The sequence below is a fragment of the Candidatus Methanarcanum hacksteinii genome, from assembly GCF_964305265.1.
Taxonomy (GTDB): Archaea; Thermoplasmatota; Thermoplasmata; order Methanomassiliicoccales; family Methanomethylophilaceae; genus Methanarcanum; species Methanarcanum hacksteinii.
Window position 1 is genome coordinate 469,412 of sequence record NZ_CAYATA010000003.1, and the last position, 22,923, is coordinate 492,334.

A 22,923-nucleotide genomic window follows, 5' to 3' on the forward strand; every position below is an offset into this window, starting at 1 on the left:
TCATCGGCGAATGATATCGTCAGAGAGGTGCTTTTGGATGGGAATAAACATCGGTGTCTGTGAGATGGAAGCTAAGAATGCGGTTTGTCGCAGTGATAAGAATAATTTCGTGAAGGTCATCGTTGATGATCCGTCACAATTCGCGGATGCGGCAGAGATCGATGAATTCGTTTCTTTGGAGGATGCCAAGGATATCTTCTCCGACTTCGAGGAATTCATCAAGAGGAACAGGATCAACGAGGAATCCGATGCCATATACATCGAGAAGGTGAAGAAGGAAGAGGATCTTGAGAAACTCAGACCTAAGATACAAAAGAAGTACACTGGTTGGGTCCTCCTTGACAGACTTGATGATTCCAAGAAAGAGAGAGCGATAGGACTATCCAAACCCGATGACCGTCTCACGAGATGGGACCTTCTCGATTTCGATCAGATGAATGATGCCTGTGCAAGATGTCCGTTATCATGGGATAAAGGAAGGGGGTGCATAGGTGCATTCGGACCGAATAACAGCCTTCTCCCTCAGATCGCGGAGAAACATGACTGCAGGATAATCGCATCCGCACTCAAGAGTTCCGAGGAACAGAGGAAGTTCACACCCGATGATGCGAAGGAACTGCTCAAAGAGGTGGAGATCCTCAAAGTCGCTCTTCCAGAGGAAGGGAAGATGTATGTGAGAAGATACTCCGGACCCCTCGAGCGTTTGGAATCTTTGGCCAACGTCTCCGTGAAGGAAGGTTGCGGCTTCCTATTCTTCTGAGTTCATCTTTTCTCTAGCTCTGAGATGATGTTCTTGGACATCATCTTCAGGGCTTTCATCCCTTTCTCATCATTCTCATAGTCGAACGGGTTCTTCGCGTTGATCACACACAATGGATTGGAACCGACTACTGTCATCTCATTGCTGAGCATCCAATTGACCAATTCTGAATAGACAGCGTACCCTCCATTGCGTTCTTGGATGACCAATGCCGCCCCTACCTTTCCTCTGAGTGGGCGATCCTTATCGAACATGCATGCCAATCCAGCACGTTCCAGGAATATCTTCAATTGAGCCGTACATGATCCATAGTATGTTGGGGATGCCAATATTATCCCATCGGCCGCTTTCATCTTGTCAAGGTAGAGATTCATATTGTCGTCCTCTGCGACACATCTCCCGTCTCCGCGCACCTCGCATGAACTGCAATGGTTACATGGATTCATGTGATCCTCATAGACCTGGATGTATTCGGTATCGATACCTTCCTTATTGAGTTCATCAAGGACCACGTTCAATGCATTGGATGTGTTCCCTAGTAGACGTGGACTCCCGTTCAGTGCAACGACCTTCATGCCTACACGTTATGAATGATGCCGTATAAACAAATCGGCAATGATGTGCGCAGATGGTATTGCTTGACGCATCTATCGAGAGGTGTGAGTTAACGCCGTTATGAATATTTTAATTACATTAACGTGTATGACCCCACCAAGGTGAGAGAATGTTAGACATCGTCGATCTTCACGTTGAAGCCGGTGGAAGGGAGATCCTCAAAGGCGTCACATTGAGTGTTGGAGAAGGGGAGACCTGTGTGCTCTTCGGTCCCAACGGTTCAGGCAAATCCACGCTCCTCGCAGCGGTGATGGGGTACGGAACATGCAAAGTGACGAGTGGAAAGATCATATTCAAAGGGATTGACATCACGGATATGCCTGTGAATGAGCGTGCTAGGCTCGGAATAGGCATGATGATGCAAAGACCACCGAATGTCGTAGGAGTGAAGCTCGGAGACCTTGTGAAGGCCACGGCGAATGGAAAGGATGTCCCTGATGCGACCGATTTCAGGATGGATAACTTCCTTGCAAGGGATGTGAACGTCGGTTTCTCTGGCGGAGAGATCAAAAGATCCGAACTCCTGCAACTGACGGCACAGGAACCTGAATTCGTACTCCTGGACGAACCTGAGTCTGGAGTCGATCTCGAAAGCATCGATCTCATCGGAAAGAAGGTACACGACCTGCTCTACACCAAGAACAACGGCAAATGCGAGAATTGCGGTTCTAACTCGAAGAGACATGTCTCCTCACTTGTCATAACACACACTGGACAGATCCTCGACTACATCGGTGCCGACAAGGCATTCGTCCTCAAGGAAGGGCTCATCAGATGCACGGGTCGTCCGATGGACATACTCAAGGACATCAGAGAAAGGGGTTACGGAGAGTGTATATCATGCAGAATGGTAAAGATGGATTGAAGGAAGCACTTGACAAAAAAGCGGCATACGGCCCGGATATCGACCTCGACCATTATGAATTGGGTTCCTTCGAACCGCATGAGATCGATGATCTTGAGAAGGCGGATGAGGCCACACGTGCGATCATGGACGATATCGGTGTCGTATCCAATGAGGAAGGTCGTGACGGAACGATCATGTTCATCGATAACGCCATGAGTCACTGCAACAACAAGGCTGAAGAGGGCGTGGAAGTCATGTCCACGAAAGAGGCCCTCGCCAAGTATGATTGGGTGAAGGACTACTACTGGAATGCAGTGAAACCTGACAAGGACAAGTACACTGCGAAGACATGTCTCGAAGACGGAGATGGTTATTTCATCTATGTCAAACCAGGATACAAGGTGAAGAATCCTGTGCAGACGTGCATGATGATAGACAGCAAGAAATCCATACAGACGCTCCACAATATCGTCATCGTCGATAAGAACGCATCGTTGGAGATCATCACAGGATGCGCCACAGGCAACCATGTCAATGACGCATTGCACGTCGGTGTATCGGAGATCTATGTCAAGGAAGGGGGATCTGTCGTATTCTCCATGATCCATAACTGGGGAACACAGACGGCTGTCCGTCCCAGGACCGCATGCATAGTGGAGAAGGGTGGAAGGTACGTCAACAACTACGTCCTGTTAAAACCTGTAGGCACATTGCAGAGCTATCCTGCCTGTTATCTCAATGGCGAGGGTGCCACATGCAAGATGAACACAATCTGCATCGCGAACGAGGGTTCTGATGTCGATATGGGCGGTAGCGTCATACTCAATGCACCGAACACTTCAGCGGAGATTATCTCCAGGAACATCGTTCACGGAGGTAAGATCAAGGCACGCGGTCGTCTGGAGGGTCATGCACCTGGTGTGAAAGCACACCTCGAATGCAGAAGCATCATGCTCTCCGATGGCGGTAGCACGGATGCCATCCCAGAACTTGAATCGACGGTAGCGGATGTCGAGATGACGCACGAGGCCGCTGTCGGTAAGATCGCAAGGGATCAGATCGAATATCTTATGTCACGCGGACTGTCGGAGGATGATGCGGTCAGTATGATCGTCAGAGGATTCCTCGTCGGAGGCATCAACGGACTTCCTGATCATCTCAGGAACGAGATCGATGCAGCTGTGACCAAAGCTAACGTCGGAAACTGATTGACATCGCCCTTCGATGAGGATTCGGAGGGCCCTATCATCCCTCACATCCCTTCGATTCGATATGGTGATGTAATAATCTTTATCCATAAGTTGTACATCGAGCATCCACGATGTCCCCAAAGAACTGGTTACCGTTGATCGGCATAACCATCAGCGTATTCATTTTCAATATGTCCGAATTCATGCCCATCGGGTTGCTTACGGACATATCCATGGACTTGGGGATAACCGAATCCAAAGCAGGGATGATAATATCGATCTACGCTTGGGCTGTGGCGATACTATCCTTGCCCATAATGCTCCTCCTGAGGAAGATGGAGTATCGCAGAATGCTATTGATGTGCATAGCCCTTTTCGCAGGATTCCAGATATTGTCGGGGATATCCGACAGTTATGAGATGCTCATCATGGCACGTCTTGGCGTGGCAGTCTCGCATTCGATATTCTGGTCCATAGCCACTCCGTTGGCTGTCAGGGTCGTGACCATGGAATACAGAAGGTTGGCAATAAGCATGGTGGCCACGGGAACATCCATCGCTATGATCGCTGGCCTTCCGATAGGAAGGATGATAGGTCTCGCGATGGGATGGAGAGCATCATTCATATCCATCGCCATAGTGGCGATATTCGCATTGATCCTTCTTGTGATAGTGTTCCCCAGAGTGGAGAATCCAGGTACGTTCACATTGAGAAGGCTTCCGGAACTCTTCAGGAACAAAGCCCTCGTCGGGATATATGTCGTCATAGCGATATTCGTCACAGGATACTACACAGGATACAGCTACATCGAACCATTCATGATACAAATAGCGAACCTATCCGAATCGATGACGACCGTCGGTCTTACGATCTTTGGATTCGCGGGCATAGTCGGAAGTTTCGTCTTCATCAAGTACTACGACAGGATACGTTACGAATTCCTGATCGGTTCGATATTGGGCGTATCCGTATGCCTCATGCTCCTGAATGTATCCGCATATTCCGCTATCATGATGATGATGATCTGTATGTTCTGGGGATTCTTCGCGACCGCATTCAACGTATCATTCCAAAGTGAGGCCATACGCACATCGCCCATGGATGCATCCGCGATCTCGATGTCCATGTACAGCGGGATATTCAATGTAGGGATAGCGATGGGATCCATCATCGGAGGTATAACCACGGATACGATATCGATCGGTTCGATCGGTTATGTGGGCGGTGCATTCACGATGATCGCTCTGATATTCACATGCACATACCTTGTGAAACGGATGAAGAGTACAGACTCTATCACCTAAAGGTTATGATGGCCGTTCGACGATACGTCGAAAAAGCGTCCAGCTTCCCCCATCCCTCATTTATATTATAATTGCATTTCCCATAGTATTACGGAGAGTATCAAATGGATATGCTTGTCTTATTGGCCTTCATCATCTACTTCATAGCGGTATTGGGTGTGGGCTTCTATTTCTACAACAAAACCCACAACATGTCCGATTATGTTCTCGGCGGAAGGGATATGAACCCATACGTGACAGCGATGTCCGCACAAGCATCAGACATGAGCGGATGGCTACTCATGGGTCTACCCGGTTCCATCTATCTTTTTGGAATGGGCCAGATCTGGATCGGTATCGGCCTTGCGATAGGTTCCTACCTCGCATGGCTGTTCGTTGCCAAACGTCTAAGAAAATATTCGGAAAAATGTAACAATTCACTTACGGTCCCTGTGTTCTTCTCCAACCGTTTCAGAGATGATAAGAGATACATAAGGGTCGTGGCGGGTGTCGCCATCCTGTTCTTCTTCACGATATATGTCGCATCAGGATTCGTTGCAGGCGGAAAACTCTTCAACCTCGTGTTCAGCGAGATAGGTTATGAGTTGGCTGTCATCATCACAGGATTCATCATAGTGTTATACACATTTTCGGGCGGATTCAAGGCTGTCTGTTGGACCGACTTCATCCAATCGATAATGATGATCATCGCCGTTGTCGTTGTCCCGTTGGTAGCACTCGGAGAGATCGGAGGCGGATGGGATACAGTATCCTCAACATTCAATTCCTTGGTCGAGAACGGTACCAATCTCTTATGGTCAGGCGGAGAACCGATAACAGCCATCGTATTGCTGTCATGCCTTGCATGGGGTCTTGGATACGTAGGTATGCCTCACATCCTTGTCAGGTACATGGCGATTAAGAACCCTGAGGAAGTGAAGGTCGCACGCCGCATCGGTACACTTTGGGTCGTCGTTGCACTCGCATCTGTGGGATTCATCGCAGTCATCGGTCGCGTATATCTCGGGAACCCAGCAGGTTTCGATGCAGAGAATGTGTTCATTCAGATGGTCTCGAACCTCTTCGGCAACAGTGCACCGATCATCGCAGGATTCCTCTATGCTGCGATCTTGGCTGCTATAATGAGTACAGCCGATTCACAATTACTGGTCGCTGCATCCGCGATAACCAACGATCTCTACAACAAGAAGGGAGAGAAGAAGATCGAGGACAACAGGCTGATGTGGATGTCCAGGATATGCGTCGCCATCATCGCAGTCATCGGTGTGTTGATAGCACTCAGCGGAAACAACAACATCATGGGCCTCGTCTCATTCGCTTGGGCCGGATTCGGTGCATCATTCGGACCTGTCATGGTCCTTGCATTGTTCTGGAAGCGCATGAACAGACAGGGTGCACTCGCATCCATGATTGTCGGATTCCTGACAGTCATCTTATGGAACACACTGTTCATATCGGGAGGAGTGTTCGGAAACATGTTCGGAATCCAGACATTCGTATGGGATAGCGGATTGTACGAACTTCTCCCAGCATTCATCCTCTCATTGATCGTAGGTGTCGTCGTCAGCAGAATGACCGAAGAGCCTACTGAAGATATCAAGAGAGAATTCGATGAAGCGACAGCTGGAAAATTCTATTGAGATATGAAAGGGGCGCAAGCCCCTCCTTTATTCTTTATTATTGATTTATCTCCATAGCGCCGATGATGTTCCCGTCATCGTCCTTGAATCTTGTTATCAATCCGATATCGATTCTTTTCGGATCGATCACGAATATCACGCCCTCATCTATCAATCTCCTGTGGAGATCGAAAGGACTCTCGGTGCTAAGGTAAAGGCCTGTATCCACGCCGACCACATCCGACTTCCTGAGGATGATGACATCCTTCCCGACAGATAGGATCGCGACAGCATCACTGCGTGACAACAATTTTAATCCCAATAATTCCACGTAGAACCTGATTGAACGATCGACATTCTTCGTAGGGATGGATATGGCCGCGATACCGTTAGGTAGGCCTTCGTTGGTGTATATGAAATTCCCGCCATGCGGATCACCCAGTGGCATGAGTGAGATATAGCAAACGGCTAATAAAGAGTTCACCATTACCCGCATTAACGAAGTTAATTGGAACTTCACAGGATTGATATCATGCCCAAACCAATGATCAACGCTGAGGACTTCAAACTCCAAGAGAGTCTTGGAAAGATCAAACACATAATCATCGTCATGAGCGGAAAAGGAGGAGTCGGTAAGAGTACCGTGTCATCCAATATAGCTATGGCCCTGTCCATGAAAGGCTATCAGACAGGGATAATGGATGTCGATATCACCGGCCCCAACATCCCGAAGATGTTCGGCGTAGAGTATGAGCAACTCGACGTGCAGGATGAATCATTGATACCTGTCCTCGTACCACCATCATTGAAGGTCATATCCATGGAATTCCTCCTTCCGAACAAGGACTCGGCAATCGTTTGGAGAGGCCCTGTGAAAGGAACAGCCATCAGACAATTCATCGAGGACGTCAAATGGGGAGACTTGGACTACCTTGTCGTCGATATGCCCCCAGGAACGGGCGATGAAGCGATCTCTGTCGCACAACTCATGAAGAAAGCGGACGGTATCGTCCTTGTCACCACACCGCAGGATGTTGCACTCATGGATTGCAGGAAGACAGTGACATTCTCAGCACAGGTAGAGATACCGATCATAGGATTGATTGAGAACATGAGCGGATTCGTATGTCCTCACTGCGGAGAGATCACTGAGATCTTCAAATCAGGCGGTGGAGTGGCTACCGCAAAGAACATGAACATACAATTCCTTGGAAAGATCCCGATCGAACCGAAGATCGTGGATTCTGGAGATTCGGGCATGCCAATTGTCATAGATGCACCTGAGTCCGAATCCGCGAAAGCATTCAACACGATCGTGGACAAGATCATAAAGACAGTGGAATGAATATGAAGGTCGGCGTGCTATCCGATGGCGATGACCTGTCATCAGAGGTATCTGAGGACTTCGGTCACGCACCATACTTCCTTATCGTGGATTATGACACACTGGATTACGAAGTGGTCGAGAATGAGTTCATGGATGCGGAAGGCGCAGGTATGAAGGTAGCCAACGCGATCGTTGGCATCGGCGTGGATGCAGTGATAACTGGGGGGATCGGTTCCCACGGATACGACATACTGACCAAAGCCGGAATCAAGGTATCATTCGATGAGGAAGGTACTGTGGAAGAATGCATGAATGCATTCAAAAGAAGGGTGGAACGCGACAGGAAGTTCGCTTAAACACCCTTCTTATTTCCCCATATCAATTTATGCAATTGAGGGAGGACCCTCACCTTCAATCTTCTCGCTATGATCTCCTCAGCGAGCGGTTCGATATCCATCCCTCCCACTGGAGAGAATATCACTTCACACTTCGGGCTGTATCTCTCGACTACCGAGATGGCATACTCCAGATCATTCCCGTCCGAGATGACGAATTTGACCTGATCCTTAGCTTGAAGAAGATCGATATTTGAGAACATCATGCGATCCTCCATGTGAGATGATGGGCATTTGATATCCATACTGTAGATCACATTGTCATTGTTCGGCATGTTGGAGAGATCCACGGAACCGTTGGTCTCCACGACCACTGTCTTCCCCATCTCTGTCAACTTCTCTATGAGAATCGCTGATTCACGATGCAATAATGGCTCTCCGCCTGTAAGACAGATCTCATCATCGGATCTCACCAGATCGATCAGTTCTTCGATCGATAAGTCCCCTCCGCCATTCATCGCGTATTGCGTATCACACCATGAACAGTCGAGATTGCATCCGACAGTCCTTATGAAATACGTCAGGGCGCCAATCCTCTTACCCTCTCCCTGGATCGATCTGAACGTCTCGGAAATCATCATCTGTATCACTCGTACTCTATCTCGTCCTTGTATCCTGCATCCGCGAATCCCTTCAGACGGAGTTGACATGAATCACACTTACCACAAGCCTTCTCTCCGCCTTCGTAACATGACCACGTGAGATGCAAAGGAGCGCCCAATTTCTTCCCTAACTTCACGATATCCGATTTTGAAGCATATTGGATCGGGGTCACGATCTTGATTGGATGGCCTTCCACTCCTGCTTTCGTACCCTTGTTGATGGCATCCTCGAAGGCTTTGATGAATTCCGGACGACAATCAGGATAACCTGAATAATCCACCGAGTTCACACCGATGTATATCTTATCCGCACCGAATGATTCGCAAACACCGGCGGCCACGGACAGCATTATTATGTTCCTCGCAGGCACGTATGTTATCGGAATGTCCGATCCCATCGAATCCTCATCCCTGTTCTCAGGAACATCGAGTGACATATCTGTGAGTGCGGAATGGAACATACTGAGGTCCATATCGATGATTATGTGCTTCACACCATAATGTGCTGCAACATTCGCCGCCGATTTGAGCTCCTTGGTATGTCTCTGACCGTATCTGAAACTGAGTGCTATCGGCTCATTGCCATCAGCGATGGATTGAGCGAGGCAGGTCGTAGAATCCAACCCGCCGGATAGAAGAACGACTGCTTTGGGAATGGTCACACCTCCAACGTGTACCAAGCGGTCTGTCCCCTCTCCTCATCCATTCCTATGGAGATCGAGCGCACATTCTTGGGGAATTCTATGTCATTCACCATCCTGTTGACCATCATCTTGGTCATCTCCTCGGCCGTAGTCGTAGGTACATCCAATATGACGACATCCGATTTGGGGAAGACGTATCTCTTCGAATCGCAGATGACATCGTAGGAATCATCATCATCCGTTATCTTGACGATGTCTGATTTACCTGGAAGGAGGGTCCTGTGATCAAATTCATCGATGAACTTCCTAAGTTCCTTCTTCAACGATACGAAATCCATGATCATACCGTTCTCTCCGATGTCCCCATCGACCCTGAGCCTAAGGATGTATGAGTGTCCATGAAGTCTAGAACACTTCTCATGTCTTGGGATGAAATGACATGCTGAAAACCTTATTCCTGAATGCTCACCGTCTATCTCTAACATCATCTTTTTCCCTCCGTCAACCTCATTGCTAGCATTATTGAATCTCTATAATCTTTTTTGGCACGAGATGTGTCTATGTACACCTTGTCGATATTGATGACAGGTGCACCAAGCGCCAAAGCTCCTCCGATGAAATGCATCGATCTGAACAGAAGATTGCCTGATATCCCGTCGGGTGCGATGATCAGATCCGCTTCGTCGACCGCGTTCTCCAGAAGGATCTCTGAATGATATGCATCATAACCTTCTTTCACAAGGATGTCCACCAATTCCAATGCGTCCCTTATCGTATCGTCCACGGCCTTACAGCGCCCGATATCGTCCTTTCTCCCGCCAGACATGATCGCTATCCTCGTACCCATGCCGATACGTTCCATCAATCTCACTGACCGGGTGACGAGATCATGTTTCTGTTGGATCGTCCACCCCTCATCTATGCCTACGGGAGCGGTTATTATCAACTTCCTTCCGATCGGTTCAAGGAATACTATCCTCTCCAACTCATCGATACCGAATCTTCTCTTGATGATCGGGAGTAGTTCGGATGAAGATATGTCGCCGCGTATTGCAGCATCGATCCTTCCTTCGTAGAGGTCGTCTATCATACGTCCTGGATCCGTGTAGACCGTGACAGAGTCGCCGAACTCCTTCGTGCTCTCATATATCTTGCCAGACGTTCCACTGCTACCGATGCCGATTCTTACGCCAGATGGCATATGGCCGTCGAAAAGGGATTGCGTCGTGAACATCTGCTCACCCATCACGTTCAAGATATAAACCATTGCGGACGTAACAAAACATACTGTCCTTCTTACTCTGGCCTTATCGCATCGAAGACATAATCATCCCATTCGCGGATGCCCAATGCGACCTCCGCCTCTATCGGCGTAAGGACTGGTTTGTCATATCTAGAATAATCATCCATGGCCAATCTAGGGCATGCAGTGCTCACGAATGCATCGACTCTGTATGCCATGAGTCCCTGTGGCGAGATCTCATTCATGTATACCTTGTATGCCTTCTTCCTGGACGATCTTATCTTATTGATGATATCGTCAGCAAGAGCATTCCTCTCCTGACCGATCTTGCTACAAACGATGACAAGATAGCTTTCAGCAGGCACTGCTCTTTGTATGGCTGCGAATCTCTTCCTAAGGATCCTGTCCCTGACCTCATCCACGGATCTGAATTCACCTGTTATCGGATTGAGTACGCGCATAGGCGCCCCTACACCAAAAGCGGTCGCCAATGGATGGAAATCACCTTCTCCGATGAATAGGAACATATCAACATCATTCGCCACAGACTCTGCGGCTGAACAATTACAACCGAGGATCTGACCAGGATACATTATCCTCTTGTCACCGATACCGACGGATACCTTCCTTCCGCTCGATTCTATGACTTCCTTTGCCTGATTTATGCATCCAACGTATTGGACCGTGGCCAACAATCCGACCTTCTCAGGCAATTCATCAAGGATATTCTTTACGTGCTCCCTTATGTCGGTATCGAAGAACGATTCGACATAGAACACATCGCCATCATCTCCCTGGGAAGGTATCGGGGAATGTCCAAAATGGACCAATGCATCCGCGACATCCTTGTAATCCACGTACAGGTCACATGCACCATAACACGGATCCCCCAGGATCACAAAACTACAATCTGTATTATCAGATAGAAAATCGATTATCTCAGTTGCCCTTATCTTCAATCCTTCTGGCAACTGGAGTGCGACAGAGGAATATCCTCTGTCGCTGATCCACGCAGTAATATCACTGAGTTTCAGGTCGAACATCAGTTGACGAACTCTTTACCTTTCTCAACATCGATGTAGCACGGTGTGGGGTACTTCATCGATGCTTTCCAAAGTGCGAGTTTTGCTGTGTTGAATGCTGCGGGTGTGCAGCTTACAGTCATGATTGCTTGGTTGCATTCAAGTCTTGCTGCAGTGCCGACATTCTTTCCGAAGGCTAAACGCATACCACTTGAAACACGGTCAGCTCCTGCGCCGGTAGCAAGTTTGTTCTCCCTGAGGACAACGTGGGGGTATGCTCTGAGTTTAAGGTGATAGTTTGCGACACCTGCATCCTTTGTCAGGACCCTGTTGGCTGCGATACGCCCTGCCTCGAGGGATGTGTGCCTGATCTGGACACGGTTCTTGCATTTGAGTGTGAGTGTGATCGGGAACTCGTCTTTGAGGTTTCCCATGTCGAACTGACTGATCCTGCTGTTAGGAACACCACCCATGTATTCTCTGCGGGTGTATGCCATTCCTTTGATTTCTCTGTACATTACTGCGGGCTTTCTTGCCATTTGCACCACCAATTATCGTTAGTGAGTAGGGCTGACAATCGTCATTCTGTATTTAACGATATTGTCTATCCTTCCCTCTTGATAATAGCGACCAATATAAGACTTTCCTATTTTTCAGAGGTATTGATGCGAATTATCTTTAATGTTGTCTGCATAACCTTATCCATAAAGGGTGCACAAGATGGTAAATTTCACCGTTAACATCGTCTCCGATAAAGATGACAGCAGAGTACCTGTCGCATTGGCAGGACAGATCATGATCGACATCCAGGATCTATTCACTCATATCGGAGAATATCTGACATCCAGAGAACTCCGCATACAGACACTTGTCAATCCGAAGTTCGATGAGAAGTTCAGGATATATATGGATGGCAACGGTGAGATGTCGTTCAACGCTTCTACGGATGATCCTGAGACCAAGGGATTCGGTGACATCATAGAGGACACCATTGCTAAGATGGAAGAGACATTGGATGTCATGGGAAATGGTACCGGAAGTTATTGGATGGAAGATAATTTCGCCGATGCACTCTACAGGAATGCCATCATCTATGACATCGTAGCACTACACCAGGATCTTGTCGATTCCGATGGTTTCCATCTTGAATACGGATCGACCGATGAGCTCAAGAGATTCGGATATGTCGATGTTGAAAAACTCTCGACGTTCATCAAGAGAAGAGGATTGTCATTCGATGGTGCGACCATAGGGATACTGGAGAGGTCACAATCCAAATCCGGAAAAGGACCGAGATACATCTTCTCCACAGGCAAGGATGTCCATTCCAGAATCTCATTCAAGGACAGGGATGAGTTGGAGAGGTCTTTACAATTCATCGGGGATTGCATCGTCGTCGTTGCAGGTACGTTCACATACTCCGACAATGGAGACCTGATCTCAATAGACAATGCCGAGGATATGTGCGAAGTGGAATCCATAAAGTTCCACAGGTTGATCTCCCCCACCGGAGATGTCTCTGTCACCACGCCGGTCGAGGCGAAGGTCTCATTCAAGAACAACAAATGGATACTCTCGAACGAGGACCTAGGCATCATGAGTTCGAGTGACAGCTGGGATTCTGCTGTACAATCCTTCCACGACTACTTCGTGTTCCTCTGGTCCCAATACACCGAATCGGATGATGAGGGATTGAGCGAGGAGGAATTGGAGGTCAAATCCGCGTTGCTCTCGCATGTCGCATAAGCCTCTATGTATTGCGCACATGCGCACAAACTTTTATATGCGCTCATATGTGGGGAACTACATTAGAGGCATACAATGGCAAGGAGACGCATCTCATCGAAAATCGCATCTGAGATCGCGAGCGATAGGATGTCGAAGCTGTTCGAACTCTCAAAGGATGCCGCGAAGAACGGTGATGACAAGAGGGCGATAAGATATGTTTCCATCGCAAGACGCATTGGACAGAAGACACGCACGCCTATCCCGGACGATGTCAGATTCTGCAAGGGTTGCGGGATGCCATTGAGCATCGAAGCCGATTGCAGAGTAAGGATCGGTGACGGGAGAGTGAAGATCACCTGTCTCAAATGCGGCACCATCAAACGTATGCCATACACCAGGGAGCAAAGAGAATGACGGAGAGAGAAGCAAAGAAGGAACTCATGCGCAGAGCACTGGAGATCGAACCGACCGTACATGTCGGCAAGGATGGTCTGAAAGACAGCCTCTACGAAGAGATCAAGATGCAGATCAAGAAGAACCGTCTCATCAAGGTCAAAGTTCTCGCTAATGCAGAGAGCGAGACGAAGGATATAGCAGATGATCTAGCCGAAGCGACAGGTGCGATAGTCGTTGACGTTCGCGGAAGTGTCGTCATCCTGACCGATAAGAGAACCTGGACCTCTCTCTGCCAAAAGAAATTCTGAGTTGATCTGAATGTTGGACATTAACGTAATCAGACAGGACCCTGAGAAGATCAGGACCATGCTGAAGAACAGGAACAAGGACGATGCCATCCTAGACAGGCTTCTCGATGCGGATTCAGAGTGGAGATCCCTCACTGATGAGAACAACCGCCTTAGGAAATTGAGGAACGAGGTCTCGATGGAGATCTCCAAGATGGCCAAAGGCGAAGAGAAGGATTCGAAGATCAAGGAGATGCGCGAAGTCGCTGACAAGATCAAGGCGAATGATGACAGGATGTCAGAACTCGAGGTCATCAGGTCCGATTGCATTCTCAACATCCCCAACATACCACATGAGTCCGTACCCATCGGAAAGGATGAACATGACAACGTGGTCGTTTACGAAGTTGGAGAGAAGAGGAAATTCACATTCAAACCCAAAGAGCACTGGGAGATCGCAGAGGATCTCGACATAATCGAATTCGAGAGAGGAGTGAAGATCTCCGGAAGCGGATTCTATGTCATGAAGGGGGATGGTGCGAGACTCGAACGTGCCCTTATCAACTACTTCCTCGACACACACATGAAACAGGGATATACTGAACTCGTTGTCCCCGGTATCATAAACAAGGCCGCTGTCATCGGAACGGGACAGTATCCTAACCTCAAGGACGATATGTACTACCTTGAGAGGGACGATATGTTCCTCAACCCGACAGCAGAGGTCCCCATAACGAACCTCTTGCAGGATGAGATCCTAGAGAAGGAACAGCTCCCGATCTACTACACCGCGAACCTCACGTCATACAGGCGCGAAGTAGGTAAGCATGCGGATACAAAAGGGATCATCCGCGTACATGAGTTCAGGAAGACCGAGATGGTCAATTTCGTGCTCCCTGAGAATTCGTATGCGAGACTCGAGGAACTCAGGAAGAATGCTGAGGACCTCATCGTAGGACTTGGACTCCCATACAGAGTGCTCCTCCTCTGCACTGGAGACATGAGCTTCTCATGCTCCAAATGCTATGATCTGGAGCTCTATGCTCCTGGTAAGGATGCATGGCTCGAGTGTTCCTCGTGTTCCAACTTCACGGACTTCCAGGCACGCAGGGCAAGGATCAAATACCGTCCGGAACCGCATCTCAAGAGTGAGTTCGTACACACCCTCAACGGTTCAGGATTAGCACTTCCGAGGACGATCGTCGCTATCCTCGAGAACTATCAGAACGAGGATGGAAGCGTCACGATCCCTGAGGTACTCAGGCCATATATGGGCGGTCAGGAAAAGATAACGAAAAAATGATGAGGGCTCAGATACGCATCTCGTCGAATCTCGTTATGAGGGATTCGGCGTTGATGCAATCTCCCTCATCCATCAACCTTTTACGGAGTGATTCCTCGCCTTCGAGGAGTTTTGAAGAGCATATCCCATAACGTCTGGAGACGTTCGCTTCGATATATGCACCCATCACGTCACACATCTTCAATTCCCTTCCAGCGACCTTGCCGAATCTGACGTCGTCCTTATCTGTGAAGGGATCGTAAACAAAGAATCTCAATTCATCCCTCCATGCCTCTGGTATCGAGGGCATCATCCTTGATTCTATCAATTCGTGCTCATATTCATCAAGGATGTCTGTGAGACCTTTCACATTCACCTTCACAGGCGAGATCACATCCTTCGTCAAAACTTCTGGTAGATCATGGAAGAGTCCGGTGAAATAATCGTTGTAAGCTTGCTTATCATCGACACCGACATCGAGATCGTGCATGTACATCATAATCGCTACCATCAAGGAATGGCCCAGGACTGTGGTCGCAGGGATCCTTGGTACGCGTGTCCACCTCTGTTGGAATCTGAGTTGCCCTATCAGATCGATGAATGTCATCGATTGAGACCCCATAGTATTCTTGACACCGATGAGATCGGAATACTGAGCTAATTCCAATGTTATAGCAGCTTTCGTCTGATCTATGGCGTATGAATGTCTGTTCATATCATACAACAGATTGAATTCCCAATTCGTCGCCAGATAATGTGCTGCAGCCACTATCTTGTCCTCCAAGACCGGCTCCGTACAACGTATGTGATCCTCGAATCTTTTCAAGAAATCTGCATTCAGATCGGGTATCGAACTGAAGATCTCGGAGAGAACGTAATCGTTGACCTCGTCGAACCTCTCATCCTCCATCCTATGGAGCAATTGAGGCTTCAGATCGGTCAATACTGTCCTTTTCATGAATGAGAACAATGATCCTTCAATTATCCTTCTCCAATCCAGCGTTATGCCCCTCTCTTGTTCCTCGTATTTCCCAAGAACCCATGCAATAGTGGCTTTGTGCGCTTGTTTATCTATCTCGGTAAGATCGATGGGGCGCAGATGATCATTCCATCTGTGCATATTGGCCGCATCGAATAATTTGTAGATCAAATCCATATTCATGACATTTGACATAAAAATCACCTTCTGCATCCTCATGAAGAGGATGCAAAAGAATAGGTTTCAATAATTATAGGAACGTAATTGCACCGATGATCTGTCCGATCTGAACGAGCTTCTCGTCATCTGACAGACTAGATGCTTCACACTCTCTAAGCTGTGCAATGAATGCCGATGCCCTCTTGTCATCGAACTTGCCTGCTTTGACCTGTGCATCGAGTTTATTCGCTGCATATCTGAGTGCATCAGGTACTCTGCCTTCGCCTTTGAATTGAACAGCTTCCATCTTAGTCCCGTTTAACTTAGGAGCTGCATCTTTCTTGTCGCCCTTCTTAAAGAGCGATTTGAGTTTGTCCATTAATCCCATATCACATTCCTCCTTCAGACTTGTAAGCTCCTCTTTCCTTCCCATCAGGCTAATGAATGCTAAGGCCGAGATCACCATGATGATCCCAACTCCCATCAACATGTAGCTGAGTGTATCGCTTAGAGCAAACACATCCATATATCCGAGCGAACCAATAATCAGGATGACGAAACCGAGTATTGAAGCCACCAATCCCGAAAACTGTTTCGCAGACATCGTGCATACGTATGAGTAATGGGTTTATATAGATTATCTAAAAATTATCATGTCTGGGTCCTGTTCCAATGAAACAATGTTTCATCTGCAGGACATCAACCCGTCCTTCCGAATTGAGAAAATATCGACATTTAGTGCTATCTATATACCAAGAAAAGTATCGGGGCACTATGAAGATCTCTCGTAGGCTCAATTCGATTCCGATGTCCGGAATAAGAAAGATGTTCGATCTGGCGACACCCGACAGCATCAATTTGGGTCTGGGAGAACCTGATTTGGCTCCTCCCAAGGCTGCGATCGACGGTATGTGTGAAGCGGCTCACAACGGTCTGAATAAATACGGGCCGACGGCAGGGATAATGCCGTTGAGGGACGCTATCGCGAAACATTATTCCAAATATGCCCCCATTGATGGACAGAATGTCATGGTGACACCAAGCGGTTCATCGGCACTCCTTGAGATCACGCAAACGCTGATAGATCCTGGAGACGAGGTATTGGTGCCAAGTCCGGGATTCGTCATATACGGCCCGCATGCGGAATTAGCAGAAGGGAAGGCCGTCTATTACAAACTGACGAACAAGGAATTCCAACCCGATATCGATGACATACAGTCGAAGATCACTGATAAGACGACGATGATCGTCATCAACAATCCATGCAATCCTACCGGAGGGACACTCGACAAGGAATCGTTCAAGACCTTGTGCGATATCGCAGAGGACAAGGACATAACGATCCTCTCCGACGAGGTGTATGATTCATTCGTGTATGAAGGCGAACACATATCCTTCCTCTCACAGTTGGACAAAGCGATTGTTGTCGGTGGATTCTCGAAGATGATGGCCGTCACAGGATGGAGGCTCGGATTCCTCATGGCCAATGACGATGTGATGGAGGATCTGATCAAGATGCAATACCACGTATGCGCAAGCCCTAACATGCCTGCGATGTATGGTGTCCTGAATGCGTTGCCGACGATCGACGATTACCTTGTGAAAGCAAGGGAGACATTCAGGAAGAGAAGGGATCTGATCGTGAAGAGGATCAATGAGATCGATGGCATGGAGATCATACCGCCGAAAGGAGCATTCTATGCATTCCCGTCATTCGATTATGACATCAGTTCGAACGATTTCGCGATGGAACTCATCAAGAATGGACTCATCTGTACGCCAGGATCCGCATTCGGACCCTTCGGAGAGGGTCACCTCAGATTCTCGTATGCTGCGGATGAGAGCAAGATCGATAAGGGAATGGATATCCTCGCTTCTACAGCGAAGAAGATCTCGAAACAATGAAGGGGTGCAAGATGACAACAAAGAAGGATGAAAAACAGGACGGGCAGAGTATCGATGAATTGTTCAACACGGTTCAACCCAAGATGAAAGTCGACCCCAACACAGGTCTCATCGAACAGGTATTCGAGGACGACGAAGTGAATCTGAACAAACAGATATGGGAGAAGAATCCGCGCAGAAGTCAAGCTATGGCTGACCTTTGGTATGATGAACTCCAGAAGGCAGTTGAAGAGGAGACGCAGGATGAGGAAGGTAAGAGACACCTTGCATTCCTCATGAGCGTCAATAGCGTCATGGACATGATCATGGGTTGCGTACCTGATGACATCGCATTGGAGATATCATACGCATTGGATCACACCATCGCACTCGCTCTCGTCAACAAGAAGTATGACTGCGACCTCCTTGAGGAAGAGAAGAAAGCAGTATCCATCGTCAAGAGAGAGGACTACGACACCGATGATGATTATGCGAGAGCTATCGAAGCCATCGATGATCATTGGTGGACGATCAGTCAGCCACAACTTGACATGAGGAATGCAAACGATGCGATCCTCGAAATGTTAGCTAAATACAAGTTAAATGAATGATATGAACGACGATATCTCGACGGCTATATCGCCAGGAAAATTCATCCTCCTTGGCGAACATGCCGTGGTCTACGGAAAACCGGCCGTTGCTTTGGCCATCGATATGAGTTTTTCGTGCAGTGTGTCCGCAGGGGAATATAATTCCTTGAATGGTGTCCCCATAGACCTATCTCGCCACCCGCATATTCAATGTATATTATCGAGACTAAATGTTAATAATATTAATATAACAACCTGGAGCGACATCCCATCCGGTTCCGGCCTTGGATCCTCCGCCGCATTATCGTCATCACTAGATGCTGCGATAAGGAACCTTACCAAGAAGGACATGGACCTTGTGGAGATCGCAAGGGATTCCTTCGAGGCGGAATACTACGCACAGGGAAGAGCATCCCCGTTGGATACATCGACATGTACCTTCGGAAAGGGGGTTGCGATCAACGTCAAAGAGACGGATACGCACCTGTGGGATGCAGAGAAGGAAGATGGAAGATGGTCGATCTCTAAGACGAAGGTACCTGAGATGACATTCGTCATAGGATATACAGGGATCAAAGCATCGACGGGACCTTTGGTCGAGAAGGTCAGAAAATACAAAGAACACAACAGATTCGCATCGGATGTCATCGATGAGATCGAGATGGTGACGATGCAAGGCATCGATGACATGAGGAACGATGATGTCGTATCACTCGGAAAGAACATGACTGCGAATCACAAATTACTTTCAATCCTTGGTGTCTCATGCAATGAACTCAATAAGCTGGTAAACGCTGCCGAGAGACATTCATATGGCGCAAAACTGACAGGCTCTGGAGGAGGGGGTTGTATGATCGCACTCACCGATAGACCAGAGATAGTATGTGAGGACATCAGACTCCACGGGGGAATCCCGTACACTGTGAAGACAGGGGTCGATGGAGTAACAATAGTATGAAAAATAGGGGGACAAGCCCCCATGTTTTTATCAGATCAGGTCCTCAAAGCCTTCTACGACCTTGGGGTACTTCTCTTTCACGATCTTGAGAAGGTTGTACACGTTGACCTCTCCGATATCGGAGTCCTTGATCAACTGTATGAGTTCGTCAAGAGTCTGATCGTCAAGTGTGGCGAACCTCTCCTTGGCCATCCAATTCCTGTAGAGCTTATCTTCCATCCTGTCGCGCCATTTCTTCTCATATGCTCCAAGAGCCTTCTTTGAGAAGTCACCGGTCTTAAGGCATTCTACAACGACCTCGCCGGCATACTTACCGGATCTGCATGCGTGAGCGATACCTCCGCCAGTAATCGGATCGATGATCCTTGCTGCATCTCCAACGAGCATGATGTTGTCGGCGACCGTGTCATCAAGTCCAGGTATCGTAGAGACCATACCTCCGACGACCTCCAGTATCTGACCGTTCTTGAATCTAGGATCGGTCGAGATGAATTTGTCAAGATAGTATTTCGGATCAGCACCGTGAGAACATTTGCTAGCCATCACCCCGATACCGACATTGGCTGCCGTCTTACTCTTAGGGAACACCCATATGTATCCTCCAGGAGCAGCGGAACCTATGACGAATTCACAAAAGTTCGACTCGAATTCTACGTTCGTCATCCTGTACTGTATGCATGTGTCAATATCATCCATCTTCAATGATGTGTCGATACCTGCCCACCTTCCGACCTGGGATTCGAAACCGTCAGCTGCGATGATACATTTCGCATAGATCTCGATCTCCTCACCCATGGACCTTGCTTTTATCCCGATGAGCTTTCCGTCCTTATCCTTCAGGACACCTGTGCATCCTGTGCGCATGAGGATCTTTGCACCGGACAATGCAGCCTCCTCAGCGAGACGCTTATCGAATATGTGCCTCTCGAGGACGTAACCGACCTCTGCACCAGCTTTACTCTCATCGAGTTGGAACACTGTGCCGTTGGGCGATCTTATGATTGCTCCAGCCATATCTGCACGAGCCCATGCGGGATCAGCCTCGATGCCAAGTTCTGCGAGCCACTTCTTGGATACTCCCTCTGCACACCTCAACGGTGCTCCGATCTCAGCTTTCTTCTCGATGAGGATCGTCTTCGCACCGCCATCCGCGGCATATTTCGCAGCCATGCTTCCGCCAGGACCAGCACCAACCACGACCACATCACAATCGTATCTTGTAACCATCATGCCACTTCCTTGGAGAGTGCCCCGACAGGACAGATCTTCACGCATCTTCCGCATCCGTTGCAGTCATCATTGAACTCAAGGATGTAATCATTCAGATAGATCGCATTCTTAGGACAAGAACCGGCACATCCTCCGCAATGGAGACATTTGTTGTAATCAACCTTCATTTTTTCACCTTATTGATCGGGTCTCTGATCCTCGGGAACGATCAATGCATTCTCGAGTGATTTTGCTTCTTCCTTATGTTTCTCTTTCCATTCTGCAATCGGCATGGAATATTTCTTCTCAATTTCCATACGATAGTATGGGCCGCCGTTGTATGCACAGAACGGTATCACGCGAAGATCCGGCGTGACGTAGTGAATCGCACAACGCTCTACTCTTTCAATATCGTAGTTGTACGCATCTTGGAAATGCATCGCACCGATGTACATGGCATTCCATGAGAATCCTGCAAGGGTCTTCTTAGAACTGTCGCTCATTACGCCTTTTATCAAACGAACGATGTCCTTCTTCTTCATTCCCTTCGGCATTTTATCTTCATCGATGCATGTGTTCAAAAGGCCGACGAGTTTGAAGAGCTGCCATTTCTTGAATCTTGCTTTCTCCATCGCATCCGCCAATTCGTCCAATCCCATCACGAATTTCTTGACATCAATGAACCTGGGCATCGGAACGTATTCCCCATCCTCTCCCTTGAGGATGTATGTTGCCATACCACAGTGGGGGTGTGCGGTGAATGTCACCATCGGCCTACCGAGATATGCGGAAGCATATTTGGAGACTGATGATACAACAGGTACAGGGAACCAATCGTCAGGTTTCGCATATCCTGTCTGTTCCTGTACATCCCTCATCAAATCAGGGATCGTGTATCTTCCCTTCTCCAATTCCTCGCGTGTTATCCTGCCTGTGAATGACACCGGCTGGAAGTTCACACCGCGGATGATATCTGAATTGTCGAATGCGAACTTGATTATGTCACCGATCTGATGGTCGTTCACACCCTTGACGATCGTCGGTACGAGAACGACTGATGGAGGGTGTTCGATCTTCCTGAGATTGTCAAGTACCTGCAATTTGACATGGAACATCTTCCTGTTCCTTGCCTGAATGTACGGCTCATCGGTAACACCATCGAATGAAAGATAGATCGTGTTCAATCCCGCATCCTTCACCTTCTGACAGAACTCCACGCTCTTTGCGAACTCGATACCGTTCGTAGCGACCTGCACTTGAGCGAATCCCATATCCTTAGCTGCCTTGATGACCTCGACGAATCTCGGGTAGATTGTAGGTTCTCCTCCAGAGAACTGTACGGCCGTACACTTGATCGGCTTTTCATCCCTGAGTGTCTTCAACATGGCCATGACCTGATCGAATGAGGGCTCATAGACGTATCCTGCGCTATTGGCCTCTGCGAAACAGATCGGACAGGTCATGTTACACCTATTCGTGAGATCTATGTTCGCCAATGACGTGGATGATTTCAGAGAAACGGGCTTGTCGCCTATCTTGATGATGACATTGCTTCCTTTTGCCGTAGTATCATCCGGGTTCTCTAAACCGATACCGTCCTTAGCATAGGTCTCAGCTCTAAGATACTGTTCTACACTAGACCATATCAGGCAATCGAATTCTCCGTGTTCAGGACAGGTCTTCTTCGAGTAGACTTTACCGTCCTTCTCATAATGCTCGGCTTCAAGGACCTTACCGCACTCTGGACAGACGGACTCGACCTTCTTAGGGAGTCCTTTCATTGCACTGTATTCTTTCGTCGTGATGGTCATTGCATCCACACTTCTTGTTCACACCCATCCCCTGTAGGGATATAAAACCGTCGCATTATATTATAAGAAAAT

27 protein-coding genes are annotated in these 22,923 nt (G+C 48.1%); 14 read left to right on the forward strand and 13 right to left on the reverse strand.

Annotated elements, in window-relative coordinates; all coding sequences use genetic code 11:
• The first annotated feature begins 37 nt into the window (after nucleotides 1-37).
• Nucleotides 38-760, forward strand: coding sequence for a hypothetical protein (locus ACI2NF_RS07215; protein WP_400211279.1), 723 nt, complete (start codon nucleotides 38-40; stop codon nucleotides 758-760).
• A gap of 2 nt (nucleotides 761-762) precedes the next feature.
• Here ACI2NF_RS07215 and ACI2NF_RS07220 read toward each other — a convergent pair whose 3' ends face one another.
• A complete protein-coding gene (locus tag ACI2NF_RS07220) occupies nucleotides 763-1,335 on the reverse strand; it encodes a flavodoxin family protein (protein ID WP_400147262.1) in 573 nt (190 codons plus the stop codon).
• A gap of 149 nt (nucleotides 1,336-1,484) precedes the next feature.
• On the opposite strand from ACI2NF_RS07220, the gene ACI2NF_RS07225 reads away from it, so the two are divergent.
• The 4 genes from ACI2NF_RS07225 (at nucleotide 1,485) to putP (ending at nucleotide 6,356) form a co-directional block, all read left to right on the forward strand.
• Complete coding sequence (locus ACI2NF_RS07225; RefSeq protein WP_400147260.1) at nucleotides 1,485-2,240, forward strand: ABC transporter ATP-binding protein; 756 nt, start codon at nucleotides 1,485-1,487, stop codon at nucleotides 2,238-2,240.
• On the forward strand, nucleotides 2,216-3,430 hold the full coding sequence (locus ACI2NF_RS07230; RefSeq protein WP_400150256.1) for a SufB/SufD family protein: 1,215 nt from the start codon (nucleotides 2,216-2,218) through the stop codon (nucleotides 3,428-3,430). Before ACI2NF_RS07225 ends, ACI2NF_RS07230 begins: the two co-directional genes overlap by 25 nt.
• 113 nt (nucleotides 3,431-3,543) lie before the next feature.
• Nucleotides 3,544-4,716: an MFS transporter gene (locus tag ACI2NF_RS07235; protein ID WP_400211280.1), complete on the forward strand. Its 1,173-nt coding sequence runs from the start codon at nucleotides 3,544-3,546 to the stop codon at nucleotides 4,714-4,716.
• A 104-nt stretch (nucleotides 4,717-4,820) separates the two neighbouring features.
• Nucleotides 4,821-6,356 carry a sodium/proline symporter PutP gene (gene putP, locus ACI2NF_RS07240; protein WP_400211281.1) on the forward strand — a complete coding sequence of 512 codons (1,536 nt, stop codon included), beginning with the start codon at nucleotides 4,821-4,823 and terminating at the stop codon, nucleotides 6,354-6,356.
• A 37-nt stretch (nucleotides 6,357-6,393) separates the two neighbouring features.
• Here putP and ACI2NF_RS07245 read toward each other — a convergent pair whose 3' ends face one another.
• Nucleotides 6,394-6,783: a VOC family protein gene (locus tag ACI2NF_RS07245; protein WP_400211282.1), complete on the reverse strand. Its 390-nt coding sequence runs from the start codon at nucleotides 6,781-6,783 to the stop codon at nucleotides 6,394-6,396.
• 84 nt (nucleotides 6,784-6,867) lie between these two features.
• Here ACI2NF_RS07245 and ACI2NF_RS07250 point away from each other — a divergent pair, with 84 nt between their 5' ends.
• Both ACI2NF_RS07250 and ACI2NF_RS07255 read left to right on the forward strand, forming a co-directional pair.
• Nucleotides 6,868-7,680, forward strand: a complete 813-nt coding sequence (locus ACI2NF_RS07250) for an Mrp/NBP35 family ATP-binding protein (RefSeq protein WP_400147248.1) — start codon at nucleotides 6,868-6,870, stop codon at nucleotides 7,678-7,680.
• Between the two features lie 2 nt (nucleotides 7,681-7,682).
• The gene (locus ACI2NF_RS07255) at nucleotides 7,683-8,018 is read left to right on the forward strand and encodes a NifB/NifX family molybdenum-iron cluster-binding protein (RefSeq protein WP_177972130.1); all 336 of its coding nucleotides are present in this window, start codon (nucleotides 7,683-7,685) and stop codon (nucleotides 8,016-8,018) included.
• On the opposite strand, the gene ACI2NF_RS07260 is transcribed toward ACI2NF_RS07255, so the two are convergent.
• The 6 genes from ACI2NF_RS07260 to ACI2NF_RS07285 form a co-directional block, all read right to left on the reverse strand.
• Nucleotides 8,015-8,638: a 7-carboxy-7-deazaguanine synthase QueE gene (locus ACI2NF_RS07260; protein ID WP_400150895.1), complete on the reverse strand. Its 624-nt coding sequence runs from the start codon at nucleotides 8,636-8,638 to the stop codon at nucleotides 8,015-8,017. The two genes, ACI2NF_RS07255 and ACI2NF_RS07260, sit on opposite strands and share 4 nt — an antisense overlap.
• A gap of 5 nt (nucleotides 8,639-8,643) precedes the next feature.
• Nucleotides 8,644-9,315: a 7-cyano-7-deazaguanine synthase QueC gene (gene queC / locus ACI2NF_RS07265; RefSeq protein WP_400147352.1), complete on the reverse strand. Its 672-nt coding sequence runs from the start codon at nucleotides 9,313-9,315 to the stop codon at nucleotides 8,644-8,646.
• Between the two features lie 2 nt (nucleotides 9,316-9,317).
• Complete coding sequence (locus tag ACI2NF_RS07270) at nucleotides 9,318-9,791, reverse strand: 6-pyruvoyl trahydropterin synthase family protein (RefSeq protein ID WP_400211283.1); 474 nt, start codon at nucleotides 9,789-9,791, stop codon at nucleotides 9,318-9,320.
• Nucleotides 9,788-10,537, reverse strand: a complete 750-nt coding sequence (gene mtxX, locus ACI2NF_RS07275) for a methanogenesis marker protein Mmp4/MtxX (RefSeq protein ID WP_400152970.1) — start codon at nucleotides 10,535-10,537, stop codon at nucleotides 9,788-9,790. The genes ACI2NF_RS07270 and mtxX overlap by 4 nt, the downstream gene beginning before the upstream one ends.
• A 62-nt stretch (nucleotides 10,538-10,599) precedes the next feature.
• On the reverse strand, nucleotides 10,600-11,589 hold the full coding sequence (dph2, locus tag ACI2NF_RS07280) for a diphthamide biosynthesis enzyme Dph2 (protein ID WP_400147240.1): 990 nt from the start codon (nucleotides 11,587-11,589) through the stop codon (nucleotides 10,600-10,602).
• Complete coding sequence (locus ACI2NF_RS07285) at nucleotides 11,589-12,107, reverse strand: 50S ribosomal protein L16 (protein WP_177970882.1); 519 nt, start codon at nucleotides 12,105-12,107, stop codon at nucleotides 11,589-11,591. Before ACI2NF_RS07285 ends, dph2 begins: the two co-directional genes overlap by 1 nt.
• Nucleotides 12,108-12,288: 181 nt before the next feature.
• Between ACI2NF_RS07285 and ACI2NF_RS07290 the strand changes: the two genes are divergently transcribed.
• The 4 genes from ACI2NF_RS07290 to serS all read left to right on the forward strand — a co-directional run bounded on the left by ACI2NF_RS07290 (nucleotide 12,289) and on the right by serS (nucleotide 15,282).
• Nucleotides 12,289-13,314 carry a hypothetical protein gene (locus ACI2NF_RS07290; protein ID WP_177970879.1) on the forward strand — a complete coding sequence of 342 codons (1,026 nt, stop codon included), beginning with the start codon at nucleotides 12,289-12,291 and terminating at the stop codon, nucleotides 13,312-13,314.
• A 75-nt stretch (nucleotides 13,315-13,389) separates the two neighbouring features.
• Complete coding sequence (locus ACI2NF_RS07295) at nucleotides 13,390-13,710, forward strand: ribonuclease P protein component 4 (RefSeq protein ID WP_400196472.1); 321 nt, start codon at nucleotides 13,390-13,392, stop codon at nucleotides 13,708-13,710.
• Complete coding sequence (locus tag ACI2NF_RS07300) at nucleotides 13,707-14,000, forward strand: YhbY family RNA-binding protein (protein WP_177970875.1); 294 nt, start codon at nucleotides 13,707-13,709, stop codon at nucleotides 13,998-14,000. The genes ACI2NF_RS07295 and ACI2NF_RS07300 overlap by 4 nt, the downstream gene beginning before the upstream one ends.
• A gap of 10 nt (nucleotides 14,001-14,010) precedes the next feature.
• Nucleotides 14,011-15,282 (forward strand): serine--tRNA ligase, encoded by a 1,272-nt coding sequence (gene serS, locus ACI2NF_RS07305; RefSeq protein WP_400147231.1) that lies wholly within the window; start codon nucleotides 14,011-14,013, stop codon nucleotides 15,280-15,282.
• 7 nt (nucleotides 15,283-15,289) lie between these two features.
• Here the strand turns inward: serS and ACI2NF_RS07310 are convergent, their stop codons facing one another.
• Both ACI2NF_RS07310 and ACI2NF_RS07315 read right to left on the reverse strand, forming a co-directional pair.
• A complete protein-coding gene (locus ACI2NF_RS07310) occupies nucleotides 15,290-16,435 on the reverse strand; it encodes a YfbR-like 5'-deoxynucleotidase (RefSeq protein WP_400211284.1) in 1,146 nt (381 codons plus the stop codon).
• 55 nt (nucleotides 16,436-16,490) lie between these two features.
• Nucleotides 16,491-17,003, reverse strand: coding sequence for a hypothetical protein (locus tag ACI2NF_RS07315; RefSeq protein WP_400206298.1), 513 nt, complete (start codon nucleotides 17,001-17,003; stop codon nucleotides 16,491-16,493).
• Between the two features lie 170 nt (nucleotides 17,004-17,173).
• Here ACI2NF_RS07315 and ACI2NF_RS07320 point away from each other — a divergent pair, with 170 nt between their 5' ends.
• Genes ACI2NF_RS07320 through mvk form a run of 3 tightly spaced genes read left to right on the forward strand, consistent with a single transcriptional unit; the run spans nucleotide 17,174 to nucleotide 19,831 of the window.
• Nucleotides 17,174-18,304: a pyridoxal phosphate-dependent aminotransferase gene (locus ACI2NF_RS07320; RefSeq protein WP_400211285.1), complete on the forward strand. Its 1,131-nt coding sequence runs from the start codon at nucleotides 17,174-17,176 to the stop codon at nucleotides 18,302-18,304.
• Between the two features lie 11 nt (nucleotides 18,305-18,315).
• The gene (locus ACI2NF_RS07325) at nucleotides 18,316-18,894 is read left to right on the forward strand and encodes a hypothetical protein (protein ID WP_400196475.1); all 579 of its coding nucleotides are present in this window, start codon (nucleotides 18,316-18,318) and stop codon (nucleotides 18,892-18,894) included.
• Nucleotide 18,895: 1 nt separating this feature from the next.
• Nucleotides 18,896-19,831 carry a mevalonate kinase gene (gene mvk / locus ACI2NF_RS07330; RefSeq protein WP_400151028.1) on the forward strand — a complete coding sequence of 312 codons (936 nt, stop codon included), beginning with the start codon at nucleotides 18,896-18,898 and terminating at the stop codon, nucleotides 19,829-19,831.
• A 30-nt stretch (nucleotides 19,832-19,861) separates the two neighbouring features.
• On the opposite strand, the gene ACI2NF_RS07335 is transcribed toward mvk, so the two are convergent.
• The 3 genes from ACI2NF_RS07335 to tes are packed head-to-tail and all read right to left on the reverse strand — an operon-like array spanning nucleotide 19,862 to nucleotide 22,851.
• Entirely contained in the window at nucleotides 19,862-21,061 is a 1,200-nt protein-coding gene (locus tag ACI2NF_RS07335; RefSeq protein ID WP_400152359.1) for an NAD(P)/FAD-dependent oxidoreductase, read from the reverse strand.
• A complete protein-coding gene (locus tag ACI2NF_RS07340) occupies nucleotides 21,058-21,228 on the reverse strand; it encodes a DUF362 domain-containing protein (protein WP_177971247.1) in 171 nt (56 codons plus the stop codon). Before ACI2NF_RS07340 ends, ACI2NF_RS07335 begins: the two co-directional genes overlap by 4 nt.
• A gap of 9 nt (nucleotides 21,229-21,237) precedes the next feature.
• The gene (gene tes, locus ACI2NF_RS07345; protein ID WP_177971249.1) at nucleotides 21,238-22,851 is read right to left on the reverse strand and encodes a tetraether lipid synthase Tes; all 1,614 of its coding nucleotides are present in this window, start codon (nucleotides 22,849-22,851) and stop codon (nucleotides 21,238-21,240) included.
• Between the last annotated feature and the right edge of the window lie 72 nt (nucleotides 22,852-22,923).

Excerpts from the sequence above, each read along its gene's own strand:
- ACI2NF_RS07290 (WP_177970879.1), top strand. The coding sequence starts at position 12,289 with ATGGTAAATTTCACCGTTAACATCGTCTCCGATAAAGATGACAGCAGA.
- ACI2NF_RS07255 (WP_177972130.1), top strand. The coding sequence starts at position 7,683 with ATGAAGGTCGGCGTGCTATCCGATGGCGATGACCTGTCATCAGAGGTA.
- ACI2NF_RS07340 (WP_177971247.1), bottom strand. The coding sequence starts at position 21,228 with ATGAAGGTTGATTACAACAAATGTCTCCATTGCGGAGGATGTGCCGGT.
- ACI2NF_RS07310 (WP_400211284.1), bottom strand. The coding sequence starts at position 16,435 with ATGTCAAATGTCATGAATATGGATTTGATCTACAAATTATTCGATGCG.
- ACI2NF_RS07335 (WP_400152359.1), bottom strand. The coding sequence starts at position 21,061 with ATGATGGTTACAAGATACGATTGTGATGTGGTCGTGGTTGGTGCTGGT.
- ACI2NF_RS07295 (WP_400196472.1), top strand. The coding sequence starts at position 13,390 with ATGGCAAGGAGACGCATCTCATCGAAAATCGCATCTGAGATCGCGAGC.
- ACI2NF_RS07270 (WP_400211283.1), bottom strand. The coding sequence starts at position 9,791 with ATGATGTTAGAGATAGACGGTGAGCATTCAGGAATAAGGTTTTCAGCA.
- serS (WP_400147231.1), top strand. The coding sequence starts at position 14,011 with ATGTTGGACATTAACGTAATCAGACAGGACCCTGAGAAGATCAGGACC.
- ACI2NF_RS07300 (WP_177970875.1), top strand. The coding sequence starts at position 13,707 with ATGACGGAGAGAGAAGCAAAGAAGGAACTCATGCGCAGAGCACTGGAG.
- ACI2NF_RS07260 (WP_400150895.1), bottom strand. The coding sequence starts at position 8,638 with ATGATGATTTCCGAGACGTTCAGATCGATCCAGGGAGAGGGTAAGAGG.
- tes (WP_177971249.1), bottom strand. The coding sequence starts at position 22,851 with ATGACCATCACGACGAAAGAATACAGTGCAATGAAAGGACTCCCTAAG.
- ACI2NF_RS07320 (WP_400211285.1), top strand. The coding sequence starts at position 17,174 with ATGAAGATCTCTCGTAGGCTCAATTCGATTCCGATGTCCGGAATAAGA.
- putP (WP_400211281.1), top strand. The coding sequence starts at position 4,821 with ATGGATATGCTTGTCTTATTGGCCTTCATCATCTACTTCATAGCGGTA.
- ACI2NF_RS07220 (WP_400147262.1), bottom strand. The coding sequence starts at position 1,335 with ATGAAGGTCGTTGCACTGAACGGGAGTCCACGTCTACTAGGGAACACA.
- ACI2NF_RS07225 (WP_400147260.1), top strand. The coding sequence starts at position 1,485 with ATGTTAGACATCGTCGATCTTCACGTTGAAGCCGGTGGAAGGGAGATC.
- ACI2NF_RS07285 (WP_177970882.1), bottom strand. The coding sequence starts at position 12,107 with ATGGCAAGAAAGCCCGCAGTAATGTACAGAGAAATCAAAGGAATGGCA.
- ACI2NF_RS07215 (WP_400211279.1), top strand. The coding sequence starts at position 38 with ATGGGAATAAACATCGGTGTCTGTGAGATGGAAGCTAAGAATGCGGTT.
- mtxX (WP_400152970.1), bottom strand. The coding sequence starts at position 10,537 with ATGTTCACGACGCAATCCCTTTTCGACGGCCATATGCCATCTGGCGTA.
- ACI2NF_RS07315 (WP_400206298.1), bottom strand. The coding sequence starts at position 17,003 with ATGTCTGCGAAACAGTTTTCGGGATTGGTGGCTTCAATACTCGGTTTC.
- mvk (WP_400151028.1), top strand. The coding sequence starts at position 18,896 with ATGAACGACGATATCTCGACGGCTATATCGCCAGGAAAATTCATCCTC.
- ACI2NF_RS07250 (WP_400147248.1), top strand. The coding sequence starts at position 6,868 with ATGCCCAAACCAATGATCAACGCTGAGGACTTCAAACTCCAAGAGAGT.
- ACI2NF_RS07245 (WP_400211282.1), bottom strand. The coding sequence starts at position 6,783 with ATGCCACTGGGTGATCCGCATGGCGGGAATTTCATATACACCAACGAA.
- ACI2NF_RS07235 (WP_400211280.1), top strand. The coding sequence starts at position 3,544 with ATGTCCCCAAAGAACTGGTTACCGTTGATCGGCATAACCATCAGCGTA.
- ACI2NF_RS07230 (WP_400150256.1), top strand. The coding sequence starts at position 2,216 with ATGCAGAATGGTAAAGATGGATTGAAGGAAGCACTTGACAAAAAAGCG.
- ACI2NF_RS07325 (WP_400196475.1), top strand. The coding sequence starts at position 18,316 with ATGACAACAAAGAAGGATGAAAAACAGGACGGGCAGAGTATCGATGAA.
- dph2 (WP_400147240.1), bottom strand. The coding sequence starts at position 11,589 with ATGTTCGACCTGAAACTCAGTGATATTACTGCGTGGATCAGCGACAGA.